Below are 16,575 nucleotides of genomic sequence, written 5' to 3'. Positions count from 1 at the left end.
GTCGTCAGGCGGTGAGGAGCTCCGCCGCCGCCTGGGCGTTGGCGCGGGCGGCGCCGTACGTCGCGATGTATGCGCCCGCGGAGGGGCGCCAGATGGGCAGGCCCATCTCGACCACCGTCGCGTCCGGCCGCCCGGCCAGCAGCGCCGACACGATGTCCTGGCTCGCGCGGTGGCGGTGGGCGTCCTTCACGACGATCACCAGCGAGCGGCCCAGGGCACGCTGCAGCAGCCCGGCCGCGTCCGCGGTGTCGGGCTTGACCCGCGCGATCTCGGCGTCCGGGAGCCACGGGGCGAACCCCCACGGCACGTCCCCGACCGCGATCGTCGGTGGGGTGTCCACCTCGACGACGAACGGGTCGATCAGCGGGGTCGCCGTGCCGGACAGGCTGACCGCCCGGCGCGCGGCGGTGAGGCCGATCACGTTGCCGTCCCTGGCCTCCTCGCGCGGCCTTCCGAACCAGCCGCGCAGCCGTGCCACACGCTCGGCGGCCTCCTCCAGGCGGGCGAGCGGAAGCCGCCCGTCGCGCACGGCGGCCACGATCTCGGACTTGATCTGCTGGATCTGCTCCCGGGTGGGCAGGGGCCCGAGGCAGAGCAGGTCCGACCCGGCGGCCAGCGAGAGCACCGCGCCGCCTCCGAGCCCCACGCTCTCGGTGATCGCGTGCATGTCGAGGGCGTCGGAGATCACCACGCCGTCGTAACCGAGCTCACCCCTGAGCAGCTCGGTCAGCGCCGCGGGTGACAGGGTGGCGGGAGCCGTACCGGTCAGGAACGGGACCCGCACGTGCGCGGTCATGATCGACTTGGTGCCGGCCTCGATGGCGGCGCGGAAGGGGACGAGCTCGCGGTCCCACAGCACCTCGCGGGAGACGTCCACCACGGGGATCTCCAGGTGGGAGTCCTGCCGGGTGGCGCCGTGCCCAGGGAAGTGCTTGACGCAGGCCGCCACTCCGGCGTCCTGCAGCCCCGAGACGGCCGCCACGGTGTGCCGGGCGACCAGGGTCGTGTCGGAGCCGAACGACCGGGTGCCGATGACGGGGTTGTCGTCGGCGGTGTTGACGTCCGCGTCGGGCGCCATGTCGAGGTTGACGCCGCAGCGGGCCAGGTCGTCGCCGATCGAGCGGTAGACCCTGCGGGTCAGCTCGATGTCGTCCACGGCGCCGAGGGCCGCGTTGCCCGGGTACGGGCTGCCGACGTGGTAGGCGAGCCGGGTGACGTCCCCGCCTTCCTCGTCCAGGCTGATGACCGGGTCGCCGGCGCTCCGCAGCCGGGCGGTGAGAGCCGCCAGCCGCTCGGCCCCCGCGACGTTGAAGCCGAAGAGCGTGACCCCGCCCAGACCGTCCTCCAGGTCGTGGAGGATCCAGTCGGGGGCGGTGGTGCCGGGGAAGGCCACGAGCAGCGTGCCGGCCGCGAGACGGTGCAGCCCCCGATCGCCATCGCCCACGGAGAACTCAGACATGGCTGTACTCGACTCCTTAGCTCAGAGTTGGGAAGGCTGGGGTGTTCAGCCTTTCACGGCGCCGGCGACCAGGCCCGAGACCATGCGCCGCTGCACCAGCAGGAAGAACGCGATGACCGGGATGGTCATCAGCGTCGAGGCGGCCATGATGCCGCCCCAGTCCGTGGACCGCTGTCCGGTGAAGAACTGCAACGCCACGGGCATCGTGTACGAGCCCTGGTCGTTGATCAGCGTCAGCGCGAAGACGAACTCGTTCCAGGCGGTGATGAACGAGAAGATGCTCGTCGCCACCAGCCCCGGTGCCACCAGGGGGAACAGTACCTTCCAGAACGTGATGAACCGGCTGGCGCCGTCGATCGCGGCCGCCTCCTCCAGTTCCTTGGGCACGGCGGCCACGAAGGTCCGCAGCATCCAGATCGCGAAGGGGAGCGTGAACCCCACGTTGACGATGATCAGGCCGAGGAGCTGGTCGTACAGCCCCAGCCGCTTCACCATGAGGAACAGCGGGATCAGCAGCGCCTCGGCGGGCACCATCTGCACGATCAGCAGCAGGATCAGGAAGCTCGTGCGGAACCGGAACCTGAAGCGCGCGACCGCGGTCGCGGCGAGCAGCGCGAAGACCGAGCCGATGAGCACGGTGCCCACGGCGACGATCGCGCTGTTCAACAGGTACTGCCAGATGGAGTGCCCCGCGACGCCCTTGGTGAGCACCCGCGACACGTGGTCGAAGGTGGGCGACAGCGGGAACGGGATGAACCGCGTGGTGAAGATCTCGTCGTTGGGCTTGAACGCGGTCGCGACCATCCAGTAGACGGGGAAGACGGCGAACAGGAACACGACGACGCCGGCCGCGTTCAGCCCGTACTGCTTGAGCTGCTTGACGGATCGCGGGTTCACCGCACGTCCTCCGTTTTCACGATTTGCCGGACATATACGGCGGTGATCAGCAGCATGATCACCGTGAGGATGACGGCGATCGCGGCGCCGAAGCCCATCTTGGGCGGCGCGCTGAACGCCTCGGTGTACGCCCAGAGCGACAGGTTGAACGAGTCACGGTTGGTGGTGCCGCCCGCCAGCACGTACAGCTGGGTGAAGACCTTGAAGTCCCAGATGACGGAGAGCACCAGCAGGACGGAGAACACCGGCTTCAGAAGAGGGAAGGTGATCTTCCTGAATGTCCTGGTGGGCGTCGAGCCGTCCACCCTGGCCGCCTCGTACAGCTCCGACGGGATGCTCTTGAGACCCGCCAGCACCGACACCGCGATGAACGGGAACGACGCCCAGACCACCGCGATGATCAGCACCAGGTAGATGGTGGTGGGATCGTTGAGCCAGGGCTGGCCCGACCAGTCGGCCCGTCCGAACACCAGGCTGGAGAGCCAGTCGGGCAGCAGGTTGAGCGCCCAGTTGACCACGCCCGCGTCGGCGTCGAACAGCCACTTCCAGATGATCGCCGTCGCGGTGGGCGGAGTGGCCCAGGCGGCCATGATGCCGACGATGACGAAGGTCGACATCTTCTTGCCCAGCTTGTGGAGCAGGAGCCCGACCAGGGTGCCGCCGACGAGCGTCAGGGCGACGGTGATCAGGGCGAACATCACGGTGTTGCGCAGCGAGGTCCAGAACAGGTCCGACTGGAAGACCTGTGTGTAGTTGTCCATGCCGAGGAATTCGGCGGGCTGCGGGTTGGGCCTGATCTGCCGGAGTCCCACCTTGTGGAAGGACATGTCGACCATCTGGTACAGCGGGTAGAGCAGCAGAATCGCGATGACCAGGAGGCCCGGCAGGAGCAGCGCGTAGGGGACGACCCAGGCGGGAAGCCCGCCGGGACGGCGCGGAGGCCGGTGCGACCGGCGCCGCGCCGGGGCGGAGGACTTGCCTCCGCCCCGGGCGACAGTTGACGTCTGCGCCATGGTTACTGCTGGTTCAGGATGGTCTCGAGTTCCTTGTTCGCGTCCGCGAGGGCCGTGTCCGCGTCCTTCTTACCCTCGATGACGGAACGGGCCGCGTTCTGCAGCACGGCCTTGGTGTCGTTCGCCTCGGCCCAGTTCGGGCTGGCGGGGAAGCCCTTGGCGACCTTGAAGGTCTCCGCGAACGGCGCCTGCACCGGGTCGCTGGCGAACTCCGCCAGGGCGTCCGGGTAGAGCGGGAGCAGGCCGCCCTCCTTGGCGTACCGGGTGCCGAACTCCTTGCCCGCGGCCAGCTTGAGGTACTCGGCGGCGAGCTCGGGGCTCTTGGCGTCCTTCCAGATGGCGATGTCGTTGCCACCCTGGAAGGCCGGGGCCGGGCCGCTGCCCTCCTTGTTCGGGAGCGAGAAGAAGGCCATCTGGTCCTCGGCCACCTTGCCCTTGCTCTGCTCCTTGATGGTGGCGATGTCCCAGCCGCCCGTGACGTACATGCCGACCTTGCCGGCGGCGAAGCGCTGGCTGATGTCCACCGAGTTCTGGCTGAGGCGGGACTTGCCCGAGATGCCGTCCTTGGTGACCAGGTCGGTGTAGAACTGGAAGCCCTCCTTGAAGGCCGGGTCGGTCAGCTTGCCGACCCACTTGCCTCCCTCGAAGGCGGCGAAGTCGCCACCCGCCGACCAGACGAACGGCGAGAGCGACATGTTGGCGTCGGAGCCGCCGTTGAAGGCGAAGCCGTCGACGTCCTTGCCCTTCTTCTCGACGATCTTCTTGCCCGCGGCGACGAGGTCTTCCCAGGTCTTGGGCACCTCGATGCCGAGGCTCTTGAACCAGTCCTTGCGGTAGAGGACGGCGCGGGTGCCGCCGCCCCACGGTGCCGCGTAGACCTTGCTGTCGATGGTCTCGTAGCCCCACAGGTTCTGCGGGATCTGCTGGAAGTCGGGGCTGGACTTGACCAGATCGCTGATGTCGGTGAGGGCGTCCTGGGACACCCAGGCGGCCACCTGGTCGTTGCCGAACTCGGTGACGTCCGGGCCCTCGCCGCCCGCGAGCGCGGCGGTCCACTTCTTCTGGGCGTCCGGCCACGGGATCCACTGGACATTGACGTCGGCGCCGGTCTGCTCCTTGAACTTGGCGTCAAGGTCGGCCATGTACTTGTTCTGCACGTCATTGGGGGCACCGAGCCGCCATACGTTCAGCGTCTGACCCGCGTACTTGGGACCAGAGGCGGCTGCTGACGCCTGGGGCTCCGCCGGCTTGGCGGGCTCGCCGCCTCCACACGCGCTGACACCAATGGCAAGAGCGGCGGTCGTGGCCGTCGCGGCGGCGATCTTTCCGAACTTCACGTTTGGGTTCTCCCTTCCCGGCTTCGCGTCGGGCTCGCGCTCATCGAAAGGTGCATTCAGGGGCCGTGCACCTGCGAAAGCGCCATCCTCGTGCTCCGCGCTGCGACATCCCGAGGCCTGATCGCTTGCCTGCGGGCTGACTGCCGCTAAACTAACAAGAAACTTTCTTAAAAGAAACGCCCGTTAGCGGATCGTGACGAGAGGGGCCCGACCCCATGCCCAGACGACATCCCGGGACACCCCGGCTGCTGCGTCAGCTCAACGACCGCGCGGCGCTGGAGCTCCTGCTCTCAGAAGGGCCCTTGACCCGGGCCGAGCTGGGAGAACACACGGGACTGTCCAAGGTGACCTCCGGCCAGCTGCTGGCACGCCTCGAGGAGCGCGGGCTCGTGGCCGTATCGGGGGAGCGCCCGGGAGGCAGGGGCCCCAACGCCGCGCTCTACGCGGTCGTCCCCGGAAGCGCCTACGTCGCCGGCCTTGAGGTGCTGCCCGGCAGCGTCACCGCCGGCGTCGCGGACATCACCGGCGAGATGATCGCCGAGGTCACCGTGGACCCCTGCGAGACCGGCGAGCCCGTGAAGACCGTGCACAGCGCGGTGCGGCGGGCCTGCGACTCGGCGAACGTGAGCCTGTCCCAGCTGCGGGCGATGGTCATCGGAACCCGCGGCGTGGTCGATCCGCGGACCGGCGACGTCCGCTTCTCCTTCGACCTCCCTTACTGGCACGCGGGAGTCCTCGCCGACCTCCGCGCCACGCTCGGCTCCTCTGTCATGATCGAGAACGATGTGAACCTCGCCGCGCTGGCCGAGCACGCGTACGGGGCGGCGCGCGGCATCGATGACTTCGTCCTGGTGTGGTCGGGGGTGGGGCAGGGGCTCGGCGTCATGCTCGGCTCACGCCTGCACCGGGGGTTCACCGGAGGGGCGGGGGAGATCGGCTGGCTCCCCGTGCCCGGCGAGCCTCTGCCCATCGACGTCACCGAGCCGCAGTCCGGTTCCTTCCAGCGCCTCGTCGGCACCACCGCGGTCACCGAGCTCGCCGCCGCCCACGACGTCCCCCACACCGCCGTTCCCCGCGACGAGGCCCCGTCCTTCACGGCGGACGGCTTGTCCACGACGGCGGGGGGCCCTTCGGCAGGGCCGTCCTACGCCCCGAGCTCGAGTGCCGAGTTCGTCCGTACGGCCGTCGAGGGCGGCCACCACGGCTTCCTCGACGAGCTGGCGAGGCGGATCGCCATCGGGGTCGCCGCGGTGACGGTCGTGCTCGATCCGGGCCTGATCGTGCTGAGCGGGGACGTGGGCCGGGCCGGTGGCCTCGCGCTCGCGCGGCGGGTCGAGGAGGCGGTGGCCCAGATCTGCCCGAGCCGCCCCAGGGTGACCGTGACCGAAGTCGAGGGAAACCCCGTGCTGCGGGGAGCCGTGATGGCCGCCCTCGGCCCGGCGCGTGAGGAGGTCTTCGCGAGCACGGTGGACGGCTGAGTAGATCTTTCTAGGGGTTACCGAGTATGTCTTTTGTGGAAGACTTGCTGGTCATGCATAACATCGTCCTGATTTCTGACCCTCGGGTGACCTCCATTCCCGTGGAGGAGAGCGGAGAGGCGCTGGCCGATGTGCGCGGCGTCCTGGCCGTCGACGGCAGGCTGGCGGACCCCGACGGTGCCTACGCTCACCTCCGTGCGGGCCTGCTCGCCCGGCTCAAGGACGCGCAGCGGCGGCTTCCGAACGGCTACCGGCTGCTGGTGGTCGAGGGGTACCGGCCTCCGGCGCTTCAGCGGAAGTACTTCGAGGAGTACAAGGACGAGCTCAGGGCGACATTTCCGGAAATATCACCCGAGGAGCTGCACACGGCGGCGAGCCGGTACGTCTCCCCGATCGAGGTCGCGCCGCACACGGCGGGCGCGGCGGTCGACCTGACCCTCGCCGGCGAGGACGGCGTCGAGCTCGACATGGGCACGGCGGTCAACGCCAACCCCGAGGAGAGCGACGGCGCCTGCTACACCGCCGCGCTCAACATCACCGCCGAAGCGCGTGAGCACCGCAAGATCCTCGGCGACGCCCTTGAGGCCGCGGGACTGGTCAACTACCCGACCGAATGGTGGCACTGGTCCTACGGCGACCGCTACTGGGCCATGACCACCGGCGCCGAAGCCGCGATCTACGGCCCCCGCTCCCTGACCTGACCCACCGACGCGGTGGTGGCCGATCGTCCTGACCGCGTGTCAGTGGCGCCCGGTCCTGTCATCGGACTTGCGGAAGCCGATAATGATCATCTCGGTGGCGTCCGTCTTGCCGGGGACGCGACCGGTGCTGTCCGGGAAGTTGTTGTCCTGCACGATGGCGATCCGGTTTCCCGGCAGGGGGAGCAGTGCCTCCACGGACTGCAGGGGGAACTTGAAGGGGTTGCCGAGGCCGTAACCCCCGGTGGGGTCGTGCGAACCGATGAGGGCGGGATCGCGCAGGTTCGGCAGGTCGGCGACCTCGGTCTTGACAAGGAAACCGTCGGAGTCGAGGTGACGCCGGTCGATGAGGTAGATGCGCTTGAAGGTGGCGGCCGGCCCCACGGCGCGGTGAATATGAGACTAGTCGTATATATGTTTCATCCTATATGGTGTTGATGTGTCTCTCCGCCACACGATCCTCGGCTTCTTGTCGCTGAAGCCGCTGACCGGCTACGACCTCAAGAAGTACTTCGACGCGAGCGTCCGGCACTTCTGGAGCGCCGACCAGGCCCAGATCTACCGGGCGCTCGCACAGTTGGCCGAGGACGGGCTTGTCCAGGTGCGCGTCATCGAGCAGGACGGGCGACCCGACCGCAGGGAGCACCACATCACTGACGCAGGCCGGATCGAGCTCGATGGGTGGCTGCGTGCGCCGGTCGAGCGGCACGCCCCACGGGAACCGTTCCTCGCGAGGGTGTTCTTCGCTGGGCGTCTGCCGGCGGCCGAGACCGCGGCGATCGTCGACGCGCGGATCGCCGCAGCCGAGGAGCAGCTCGGCGTCCTGTGCGCGATCGCGGCGCAGTCGACAGCCGTACTCGATGACGTACCGCCCGCCGCTGACCGGCTGCTGGCCGCCGCGACGCTGGAAAACGGGATCCGCCACGTCGCCGCCGAGCTCGATTGGCTGCGCGACCTGCGTAACGACCTCGACGACCTGCCCGCCGCGCCCGCCCGGATGCGGCTGCGCCTTGATTCCGTGATCCAGAACCAGCAGAGATATCGAGGAGAGCAACTGTGAGCATGTCCACCGCCAGGATCGCTGCGGTCGCCGCCACAGGACTGGCCGGGGTCGCCGCGTTCCAGATCGCCCTTGCATTGGGCGCTCCGCTGGGCCGGGCCGCATGGGGCGGGACGTACACGCAACTGCCAGTTGAATTGCGCATCGGCAGCGCCATCTCGGCGGCCTTCCTCTTCCTCGCCGCTCTTGTCGTGCTCGGCCGAGGCGGCTTCTGGGCCGGTAACGGACCTTCCGGCCTCTACCGCTGGGGCACCTGGGCGCTCGTCTCCCTGCTCGGTCTCAGCGCCCTCGCCAACTTCGCCTCCGCCAGCCGGTGGGAGAACTTCCTGATGGGCCCGATCGCACTCGCCCTCTCGATTTTGACCCTGCTCGTGGCGCTCGGCCCGGCCCGGGTTTCGACGTAGCACGGCATGAAACATCGTGCTTGTCGCATTCGATCGCGTAACGGGATCTGGCCTGTCGGCCATGGCTCAGGCGCGCAGGCGTAGGCCGCGGGGGGTGGGGTGGAAGCCCGCGGCCTCCAGGGCGGCGGCTAGCGGGGAGTTGACGATCGCCGTGCCGTCGGCCTTCTCGACCGTCAGCTTCCCGAGGGCTCCGTCACGCACGGCCAGCGCCAGCGCGTCGACCGCCGGCTGCAGCCGGTCGTCGTCGGCGAAGGACAGCAAGGTCTTCCCGCCGCGCTCGACATAGAGCACCAGACGGCCGTCGACCAGCACCACCAGCGCGCCCGCCTTGCGCCCCGGCTTGTGCGTGATCTCTCCCGGATGGGCGGGCCACGGCAGGGCCGCCCCGTACGGGTTGGCGGGGTCGGTCGCGGCGAGGACCACCGCGCGCCGCTCGCTCGTGGCACCGCTCCGCGGGCGGGAACCGCCGACCTCGGAGAACAGCGTCGACGCGATGGCCCGCATGCGGTCGACGGCGCCGGGAAGCGCGAACTGGGCGCCTCCCAGGCCCTCGACGAAGTAGCCGCGGCGGCACCGGCCGGTCTCCTCGAACGCCCGCAGCACGGGATAGACGGTGGCGAAACCTCCGGTGAGACGCTCAGCGGCCACCGCGCCCTTGGTCACCACGCCGTGCCGTTCGAGCAGCACCTCGGCCTGGGCGTGGGCGCGCTGGGTGGCGTCGGCGGAGGGCTCGGGCAGCAGCCACCAGCGGCCGCTCACGGTCGGAGGCCCTGAGCGGGTGGGCAGTACGGCCCTGCGCCTGCGGGCCGTCGTCGCGCGGTGCGCGGGCCGCCCGGAGCCGAGCGCCGCCCGCAGGGGCGCGAGCGTGTCGCCGGACACCCGCCCCGCCCACACGAGATCCCACAGCACGCCGGCGAGCGCGGTGTCGTCCATCGAACCGACCCGGTTGCCGAGGTCACGGAAGAACAGCGCCCCGCCGCCGCTCAGCGCCGCGAGGACCTCCTCGTGCAGCGGGGTCATCGTGATCTCGGCCGGTGGAGGCAGCAGCAGCGGAGCGGTGTCGGCGAAGAACAGCGCCACCCAGCCGTCACCGCCGGGCAGCGAACCCTGACCGGCCCACACGACCTCACCCGAGGCGGTCAGCTCGTCGAGCAGGGAGGGCTCGTACCCGGGAACCCTGCTCGGCAGGATCAGCGTCTCCAGCGCGGAGGCCGGCACGGCCGCGCCCTGCAACTGCTCGATGGCGTGCACTAGAGCATCCATGCCCCGGGCCGATCGGCCCTCGGTGATGCCGTGCCATGCCGGGGAGAACGCGCCCAGGGCCTCGGGAGGCACCGGCTCGACCTCCTTGCGGAGCCGGGCCAGCGACCTGCGCCGCAGCTGCCGGAGCACCCCCGCGTCGCACCACTCCTCACCCCAGCCGCCGGGCCGGAACTCGCCGGACACGACCCTTCCCGAAGAGGCCAGCCGCCGCAGGGCGTCCACCACCACCGCGACGCCGAGGCCGAACCTGACCGCGGCCGTCGTGGCGGGGAACGGGCCGCGCGTGCGGGCATGCCGGGCGAGGAGATCGCCGAGCGGATCGGCCACCGGCTCGATGAAGGCATGGGGCACGCCCATCGGCAGTGGGACGCCGAGCGCGTCGCGCAACCGGGCGGCGTCCTCGATCGCCGCCCACTGCTCGACCCCGGCGACCCGCACCCGGATGGCGCGCCGGGCCGTCTCGAGCTCGGCCAGCCATATGGGGTCGCCCTCGCGCACGGTGACGTCCTCCGCCTGCAACGGGCCGTGGGTCCGCAGCAGGTCGGCGAGGTCCTCGGCGTCGCGCAGGGGACGGTCGAGCCTGGCGAGCTCGCGCTCGGTGTCGGCCACCACATCGGGGTCGAGCAGCTCGCGAAGATCGGCCTCCCCGAGCAGCTCGGCCAGCAGGTGGGTGTCCAGGGCGAGCGCCTGGGCCCGGCGCTCCGCCAGCGGCGCGTCCCCTTCGTACATGAAGGCGCCGACGTAGGCGAAGAGCATGGACGCCGCGAAGGGCGAGGCCTGGTCGGTCTCCACCTCCACCACCCGCACGCGCCGGGCGGCGATGTCGCGCATGAGCTGGACCAGCCCCGGAACGTCGAAGACATCCTGGAGGCACTCGCGCATGGTTTCGAGCACCACGGGGAACGAGCCGTACTTGCTCGCGACCTTCAGCAGGTTGGCGGCCCGCTGCCGCTGCTGCCAGAGGGGAGACCGCCTGCCAGGGCTGCGCCGGGGCAACAGGAGCGCGCGGCCGGCGCACTCGCGGAACCGCGACGCGAACAGCGCCGACCCGCCCAGCTCCTCGGTGACGATCTGCTCGATCTCGTCGGCGTCGAAGATCGCCACGTCGGTGGGCGCCCCTTCGAGCGTGTCGGGGATGCGCAGCACGATGCCGTCGTCGGAGTGCATGGTCTGCACGTCGATGTCGTACCGCTCGCGCAGCCGCCGCCCGATCGCGAGCGCCCACGGCGCGTGGACGCGGGCACCGTACGGGGTGTGGATCACGACGCGCCAGTCGCCGAGCTCGTCGTGGAAGCGCTCGACGAGCAGGGTGCGATCGTCGGGCACGTAACCGGTGGCCTCACGCTGCTCGGCGAGATAGGCGAGGAGGTTGCCGACGGCGAACGCGTCGAGCCCGGCCTCGGTGAGCCGCTCGGTCTTGCCCCCGGACAGCTCGCGCAGGAACGCCCCGAGCGCCCGGCCCAGCTCGGCGGGACGGCCCGGCGCGTCGCCGTGCCAGAACGGCAGCTTGCCCGGCTGGCCGGGGGCGGGGGAGACCAGCACCCGGTCGGCCGTGATGTCCTCGATACGCCAGGAGGTGGCGCCCAGCACGAAGACGTCGCCCACCCGGGACTCGTAGACCATCTCCTCGTCGAGCTCGCCGACCCTCCTGCCGCCGCCCCGGGTGTCGCCTCCGACCAGGAAGACGCCGAACATGCCGCGGTCGGGGATGGTGCCGGCGTTGGTCACCGCGAGGCGCTGGGCTCCGGGACGGCCCGTGACGCGGCCGGTCACGCGGTCCCACACGATGCGCGGGCGCAACTCGGCGAACTCCTCGCTGGGATAGCGCCCGGCGAGCATGTCGAGCGTGGCCTCGAGCGCGCTGCGGGGCAGCGTGGCATAGGGGGCGGCCCGCCTGACCAGCGTCTCCAGCTCGTCGACCGTCCACTCGTCAAGGGCGCACATCGCAACGACCTGCTGGGCCAGCACGTCGAGGGGGTTGCGCGGATAGCGCATCTCCTCGATCTCGCCGGACTTCATGCGCTCGGACACGACGGCCGTCTGGACCAGGTCGCCGCGGTACTTGGGGAAGATCACGCCCCTGGAGACGGCGCCGACCTGGTGGCCCGCCCGGCCGATGCGCTGCAACCCGCTGGCGACGCTGGGCGGCGCCTCCACGCAGGCGACCAGGTCGACCGAGCCCATGTCGATGCCGAGCTCCAGGCTGGAGGTCGCCACCACGGCGGGCAGGCGGCCGGACTTCAGCGCCTCCTCGATCTGCGCCCGCTCCTCCTTGGAGACCGACCCGTGGTGGGCGCGCACGACCTCGGGCACCGCCCCCTTCGTGGAACCGGCCTGCGCCATGAGCACGGCCGGCGGGGGCGGCGCGGGCGGTGAGCACGCGCCGGGCGAGAGCCCGTCACCGGTGACGGGGTCGTCGGCCGGGGGCGCCATGCGTTCGAAGGCCAGCTCGTTGAGCCGCGCGCACAGGCGCTCGGCGAGGCGCCGCGAGTTCGCGAACACGATCGTCGAACGGTGGGCCCCGATCAGATCGAGCAGATGCTCCTCCACGTGCGGCCAGATGGACCGCCGCGCCGGAGGCTCCATCGACCATGGGGTCTCACCGTCACCCCCACCCTCACCGGCGCCTTCGCCGGACAGGGCGGGCTGCTGGGGCGCGCCGTCGAGCTCGGTCATGTCCTCGACGGGGACGATCACCCGTACCTCGATGACCTTCTCCGAGGGCGGCTGCACGACCGTCGTCGGGCGGGCGCCGCCCAGGAAGGTCGCCACCTCGCTCACGGGGCGGACGGTGGCGGACAGGCCGACGCGCTGGGCCGGCCGGGCCAGCAGGGCGTCGAGCCGCTCCAGGGTGAGCGCGAGGTGGACGCCTCGCTTGGTGGCGGCGACCGCGTGCACCTCGTCGACGATGACCGTCTCGACCCCGCGCAGCGCGTCACGTGCCCTGCTGGTGAGCAGCAGGTAGAGCGACTCGGGGGTGGTGATCAGGATGTCGGCGGGGTCGGCGGCGAAGCGGCGGCGGTCCTCCGCGGCGGTGTCGCCGGACCGGATGGCCACGGAGATCTCGGGGACGGGCAGGCCCATGCGCCGGGCGGTCTGCTTGAGGCCCGCGAGCGGGGCTCTGAGGTTGCGCTCGACGTCGACCGCCAGCGCCTTCAGCGGCGACACATAGACGACGCGGCACCGCCGCGCCGGGCGCTCCCCTCGCGCCCCGGCCTTCCCCTGCCCTCGCCCTGCCTTTGAAGATCGGGTCTCCGCAGGCTCGGGGGTGGTCGTCCGCTCGGCGGCGAGGCGGTCGAGGGACCACAGGAAGGCGGCGAGGGTCTTGCCCGACCCGGTCGGCGCGACCACGAGCGTGTTGTCACCGCGCGCGATCGACCGCCATGCCCCCTCCTGCGCGGCCGTCGGCGCGGCGAAGGCGCCGGTGAACCATTGCCTGGTCACCGACGTGAAATGGTCGAGCGCGGATCCGGTCACGGCTTCATCATGCAACGCGCCACCGACAGAACGCGCCATCGCCCGCACCTGGGGCGCTCGACGGGACAAAGTTCCTGAAGATGCAGCACTCGGACGAAACACCCAAGTCTTGACATGGGGCCCGCCTGCGACGTCACCTGAACTATGGACATCGACTACGCGGCCATCGAGGCGGCCAGAAACCGCATCTGCGATCGGCACCTTCGCGCGCGGCGCCCCGAGAGCAGCGCACGCGGCCTTCACCACTTCGCGCTGATCTGCTCGGACGTCGAGCGGACGATCGACTTCTACCAGGGGATCCTGGAGTTCCCGCTGACGGAGATCTTCGAGAACCGCGACTACAAGGGGTCCAGCCACTTCTTCTTCGACATCGGCAACGGAAACCTGCTGGCGTTCTTCGACCTTCCGGGGCTGGACCTCGGGCCGTACCAGGAGGTGCTGGGCGGGCTGCACCACATCGCCATCTCCGTGGAGCGCGGGAAGTGGGAGATGCTCCGGGGCAAGCTGGACGAGGCGGGCGTGCCCTATCAGCTGGAGAGCGACGCCTCGATCTACTTCCGCGACCCCGACGGCGCCCGCCTGGAGCTCCTCGCCGACCCTCTGGGGGAGATGTACGGCACCCGCGTCCTGTGACCGCGTACCGCCGCACCGTGATCGGGGGAGGTGCCTCCCAGGAGCCCGGTCCGTCCACGCGGTCTCCGGCACCATACTGGGGGGATGCGCCTGACCGAATTCTGGAACCGGATGAACCGCCACTTCGGTGAGCGGTATGCCGAGTCCTGGGCGCGTGACTACGTGATCGCGGAGCTGGGCGGCCGCACCGTGACGCAGGCCCTCGCCGACGGCGTGTCCGCCAAAGAGGTCTGGCGCGCCGTGTGCGGCGTAACCGACGTGGACTCCCGCCTACGCTGACCCCCCTCGCTCCCGGCCGGCCTGCCCGCCGGAGTCAAGCTCGCGGCACCGGCCTCTGGACGTACGGGCCGACCTCCGCCTCCACGTCATCGTCGCTGCTCCGCCGATTCGAAAGCGTTCGGGTCTCCGATGGCGTTGAGCTGTGATCGAACAATCGTTCGGCTATATTGAACTTGCCGACGGCCCTGGGCCCACTCCGGGAAAATGTCGGTGGCAGCCCGTAGCTTGCAAGCGACGGAAACGACTTCGACACACCCTCCAGGGGAGCACTCCATGGCAGCCAACGACCGCGAGAAGGCCCTTGAGACTGCTCTCGCTCAGATCGAGCGGCAGTTCGGCAAGGGCTCTGTCATGCGCCTCGGCGATGACGCGCGAGCCCCCATCGAGATCATTCCTACCGGGGCCATCGCGCTCGACGTCGCGCTCGGCATCGGCGGGTTCCCCCGTGGCCGCATCGTCGAGATCTACGGCCCCGAGTCCAGTGGTAAGACGACCGTGGCGCTCCACGCCGTCGCCAACGCCCAGCGCGGCGGCGGCATCGCCGCGTTCATCGACGCGGAGCACGCCCTCGACCCGGAGTACGCCGGCAAGCTCGGCGTCGACACCGACGCGCTCCTGGTCTCCCAGCCCGACACCGGTGAGCAGGCGCTTGAGATCGCCGACATGCTGATCCGCTCCGGCGCGATCGACCTCGTGGTCATCGACTCGGTCGCGGCCCTCGTGCCGAAGGCCGAGATCGAGGGCGAGATGGGCGACAGCCACGTGGGCCTCCAGGCCCGCCTGATGTCCCAGGCCCTCCGCAAGGTGGCCGGCGCCCTCAGCAACACCGGCACGACCGCGATCTTCATCAACCAGCTCCGCGAGAAGATCGGCGTCATGTTCGGGTCGCCCGAGACCACGACCGGTGGCAAGGCGCTCAAGTTCTACGCGTCGGTGCGTCTCGACGTCCGCCGCATCGAGACGCTCAAGGACGGCACCGAGGCGGTCGGCAACCGCACCCGCGTCAAGGTCGTGAAGAACAAGATGGCCCCGCCCTTCCGGGTGGCCGACTTCGACATCCTCTACGGTTTCGGCATCTCCCGCGAGGGCGGCCTGATCGACATGGGCGTCGAGCACGGCTTCGTCCGCAAGGCCGGCGCTTGGTACACATACGAGGGCGACCAGCTCGGGCAGGGCAAGGAGAACGCCCGTAACTTCCTGAAGAACAACCCCGACATCGCCAACGAGATCGAGAAGAAGATCAAGGAGAAGCTCGGCGTCGGGCCTCGCCTCGACAGCCCCGCCGAGGCTCTGGCCACCGTTCCCGCCGCGCCCGCGCCTGCTCCCTCCGGTCGTGGCAGCAAGGCGCCCAAGCCGGGTGACGTCTGATCTGAGCTGATCTCACATGCCTGCGAGCGACGACACCCCTGGCCGCCTGCGGCCAGGGGACTGGGGCGCCTGGATCGAGGAGGGTCCCGAAGAGGGGCACGGCAGCTCCGGCCTCGACGGTCCTGGCCTCGACGGTCCTGGCGGGCGCCGGCGCGGTCGTAAACGACCCCGCGACTCCGCCCACTCACCAGATCCTGACCGACCCCGCCCCTCCTGGGACCCCTGGCCCCAACCCACGTCCGAACCACCGGACGGCCCTGAACCCGGGCACAGATTCAGGCCAGAGAACGGCGGCGCCGAAGAAAGTTCGCGGCAGCGATCAGGGGGAAGGCGGCGGTCACGCGGGTCCGGTTGGTCCGAGGGGTCGGGTCGGTCTGGCGGGTCCGAAAGGTCGGGCCGGTCAAGGGGGGCAGGTCGGTCCGCTGGGTTCGATGGGCCGGTCGAGGGGTCGTCGGCCGCCGAGGGCCCTCCGGCGAATCCCGAGGCGGTGGCACGAGCCGTCTGCCTGCGACTGCTCACCATGGCTCCGCGTACGAGGGCCCAGCTCGCCGAGGCGCTCCGCAAGAGGAACATCCCCGACGACGCGGCGGAGTCCGTGCTCGCCCGCTTCTCCGACGTAGGGCTCATCGACGACGAGGCGTTCGCCGAGGCATGGGTGAGCTCTCGTCACGCCGGGCGTGGCCTGGCCCGGCGGGCACTCGCGTCCGAGCTTCGCAAGCGCGGCGTCGATGAGGACACCGTGCGCGACGCGGTCGACCAGCTCGACCCCGACCAGGAACTGGAGACCGCCCGGCGGCTCGTCGAGCGCAAGCTCCCGGGCACCCGTGGCCTCGAGCCTGCCGCCCGGGTACGCCGGCTGGCGGGCATGCTGGCTCGTAAGGGCTACTCCGGCAGCCTCGCCTACCGCGTCGTACGGGAGGCCCTGGAAAACGAGGGCCAGCCCACCGACGACATCCCCGACGGCTTCGAGTAGCCCAACCCCACCAAGCCACCGCCCGCCGCACCCGACCACCCCTGCGAGTGGCCCAGCGTTGAGCCCACCCAAGAGTTGGGCTGGACGGCCGGCGGCGGAGATTTGACGGATCTGAATTTTCGCCCACCCGTCGAGCGGTTGGGTGGTGGTCCGGGTGTTGCCCACCCAGGACTTGACCTCATCGAATGCGGCAGGTGAATCACCATGTCGGGTCTTAGGTCCGTGACTTTCGAAGG

Annotated in this window: 14 protein-coding genes; 8 read left to right on the top strand and 6 right to left on the bottom strand. The window is 70.3% G+C overall.

The window, feature by feature from the left end:
- Positions 1-4 precede the first annotated feature (4 nt).
- From OG589_RS25920 to OG589_RS25905, 4 genes are read right to left on the bottom strand one after another with little or no spacing between them, the layout of a single operon-like run.
- A complete protein-coding gene (locus tag OG589_RS25920) occupies positions 5-1,459 on the bottom strand; it encodes a glycoside hydrolase family 3 protein (protein ID WP_405140368.1) in 1,455 nt (484 codons plus the stop codon).
- A gap of 45 nt (positions 1,460-1,504) precedes the next feature.
- Positions 1,505-2,356, bottom strand: a complete 852-nt coding sequence (locus OG589_RS25915; protein ID WP_405140366.1) for a carbohydrate ABC transporter permease — start codon at positions 2,354-2,356, stop codon at positions 1,505-1,507.
- Positions 2,353-3,369, bottom strand: coding sequence for a carbohydrate ABC transporter permease (locus OG589_RS25910; RefSeq protein WP_405140365.1), 1,017 nt, complete (start codon positions 3,367-3,369; stop codon positions 2,353-2,355). Before OG589_RS25910 ends, OG589_RS25915 begins: the two co-directional genes overlap by 4 nt.
- Before the next feature lie 2 nt (positions 3,370-3,371).
- Positions 3,372-4,706 carry an extracellular solute-binding protein gene (locus OG589_RS25905; RefSeq protein WP_405140363.1) on the bottom strand — a complete coding sequence of 445 codons (1,335 nt, stop codon included), beginning with the start codon at positions 4,704-4,706 and terminating at the stop codon, positions 3,372-3,374.
- 215 nt (positions 4,707-4,921) lie between these two features.
- On the opposite strand from OG589_RS25905, the gene OG589_RS25900 reads away from it, so the two are divergent.
- Together OG589_RS25900 and OG589_RS25895 are read left to right on the top strand one after the other, a co-directional pair.
- Positions 4,922-6,184, top strand: a complete 1,263-nt coding sequence (locus tag OG589_RS25900; protein WP_405140362.1) for an ROK family protein — start codon at positions 4,922-4,924, stop codon at positions 6,182-6,184.
- A gap of 53 nt (positions 6,185-6,237) precedes the next feature.
- A complete protein-coding gene (locus OG589_RS25895; RefSeq protein ID WP_405140361.1) occupies positions 6,238-6,885 on the top strand; it encodes a M15 family metallopeptidase in 648 nt (215 codons plus the stop codon).
- A gap of 39 nt (positions 6,886-6,924) precedes the next feature.
- Here OG589_RS25895 and OG589_RS25890 read toward each other — a convergent pair whose 3' ends face one another.
- Positions 6,925-7,266, bottom strand: a complete 342-nt coding sequence (locus OG589_RS25890; RefSeq protein ID WP_405140359.1) for a hypothetical protein — start codon at positions 7,264-7,266, stop codon at positions 6,925-6,927.
- 55 nt (positions 7,267-7,321) lie between these two features.
- Here OG589_RS25890 and OG589_RS25885 point away from each other — a divergent pair, with 55 nt between their 5' ends.
- Entirely contained in the window at positions 7,322-7,942 is a 621-nt protein-coding gene (locus OG589_RS25885) for a PadR family transcriptional regulator (protein ID WP_405140358.1), read from the top strand.
- A complete protein-coding gene (locus OG589_RS25880; RefSeq protein WP_405140356.1) occupies positions 7,939-8,346 on the top strand; it encodes a hypothetical protein in 408 nt (135 codons plus the stop codon). The genes OG589_RS25885 and OG589_RS25880 overlap by 4 nt, the downstream gene beginning before the upstream one ends.
- A gap of 66 nt (positions 8,347-8,412) precedes the next feature.
- Here the strand turns inward: OG589_RS25880 and OG589_RS25875 are convergent, their stop codons facing one another.
- Positions 8,413-13,125, bottom strand: coding sequence for an ATP-dependent helicase (locus tag OG589_RS25875; protein ID WP_405140355.1), 4,713 nt, complete (start codon positions 13,123-13,125; stop codon positions 8,413-8,415).
- Between the two features lie 105 nt (positions 13,126-13,230).
- Between OG589_RS25875 and OG589_RS25870 the strand changes: the two genes are divergently transcribed.
- From OG589_RS25870 to recX, 4 genes are all read left to right on the top strand, one after another.
- On the top strand, positions 13,231-13,719 hold the full coding sequence (locus OG589_RS25870) for a VOC family protein (protein ID WP_405140354.1): 489 nt from the start codon (positions 13,231-13,233) through the stop codon (positions 13,717-13,719).
- Positions 13,720-13,803: 84 nt separating this feature from the next.
- Positions 13,804-13,998 carry a DUF3046 domain-containing protein gene (locus OG589_RS25865; RefSeq protein WP_405140353.1) on the top strand — a complete coding sequence of 65 codons (195 nt, stop codon included), beginning with the start codon at positions 13,804-13,806 and terminating at the stop codon, positions 13,996-13,998.
- A 273-nt stretch (positions 13,999-14,271) separates the two neighbouring features.
- Positions 14,272-15,366 carry a recombinase RecA gene (gene recA / locus OG589_RS25860; RefSeq protein WP_405140352.1) on the top strand — a complete coding sequence of 365 codons (1,095 nt, stop codon included), beginning with the start codon at positions 14,272-14,274 and terminating at the stop codon, positions 15,364-15,366.
- A gap of 16 nt (positions 15,367-15,382) precedes the next feature.
- On the top strand, positions 15,383-16,339 hold the full coding sequence (gene recX, locus OG589_RS25855; RefSeq protein ID WP_405140351.1) for a recombination regulator RecX: 957 nt from the start codon (positions 15,383-15,385) through the stop codon (positions 16,337-16,339).
- Positions 16,340-16,575: the final 236 nt, after the last annotated feature.

The organism is Sphaerisporangium sp. NBC_01403, from assembly GCF_045040145.1.
Taxonomy (GTDB): domain Bacteria; phylum Actinomycetota; class Actinomycetes; order Streptosporangiales; family Streptosporangiaceae; genus Sphaerisporangium; species Sphaerisporangium viridialbum.
The sequence above is the reverse complement of the archived record's forward strand: the minus strand, read 5'-3'. Positions and strand labels throughout refer to the sequence as shown.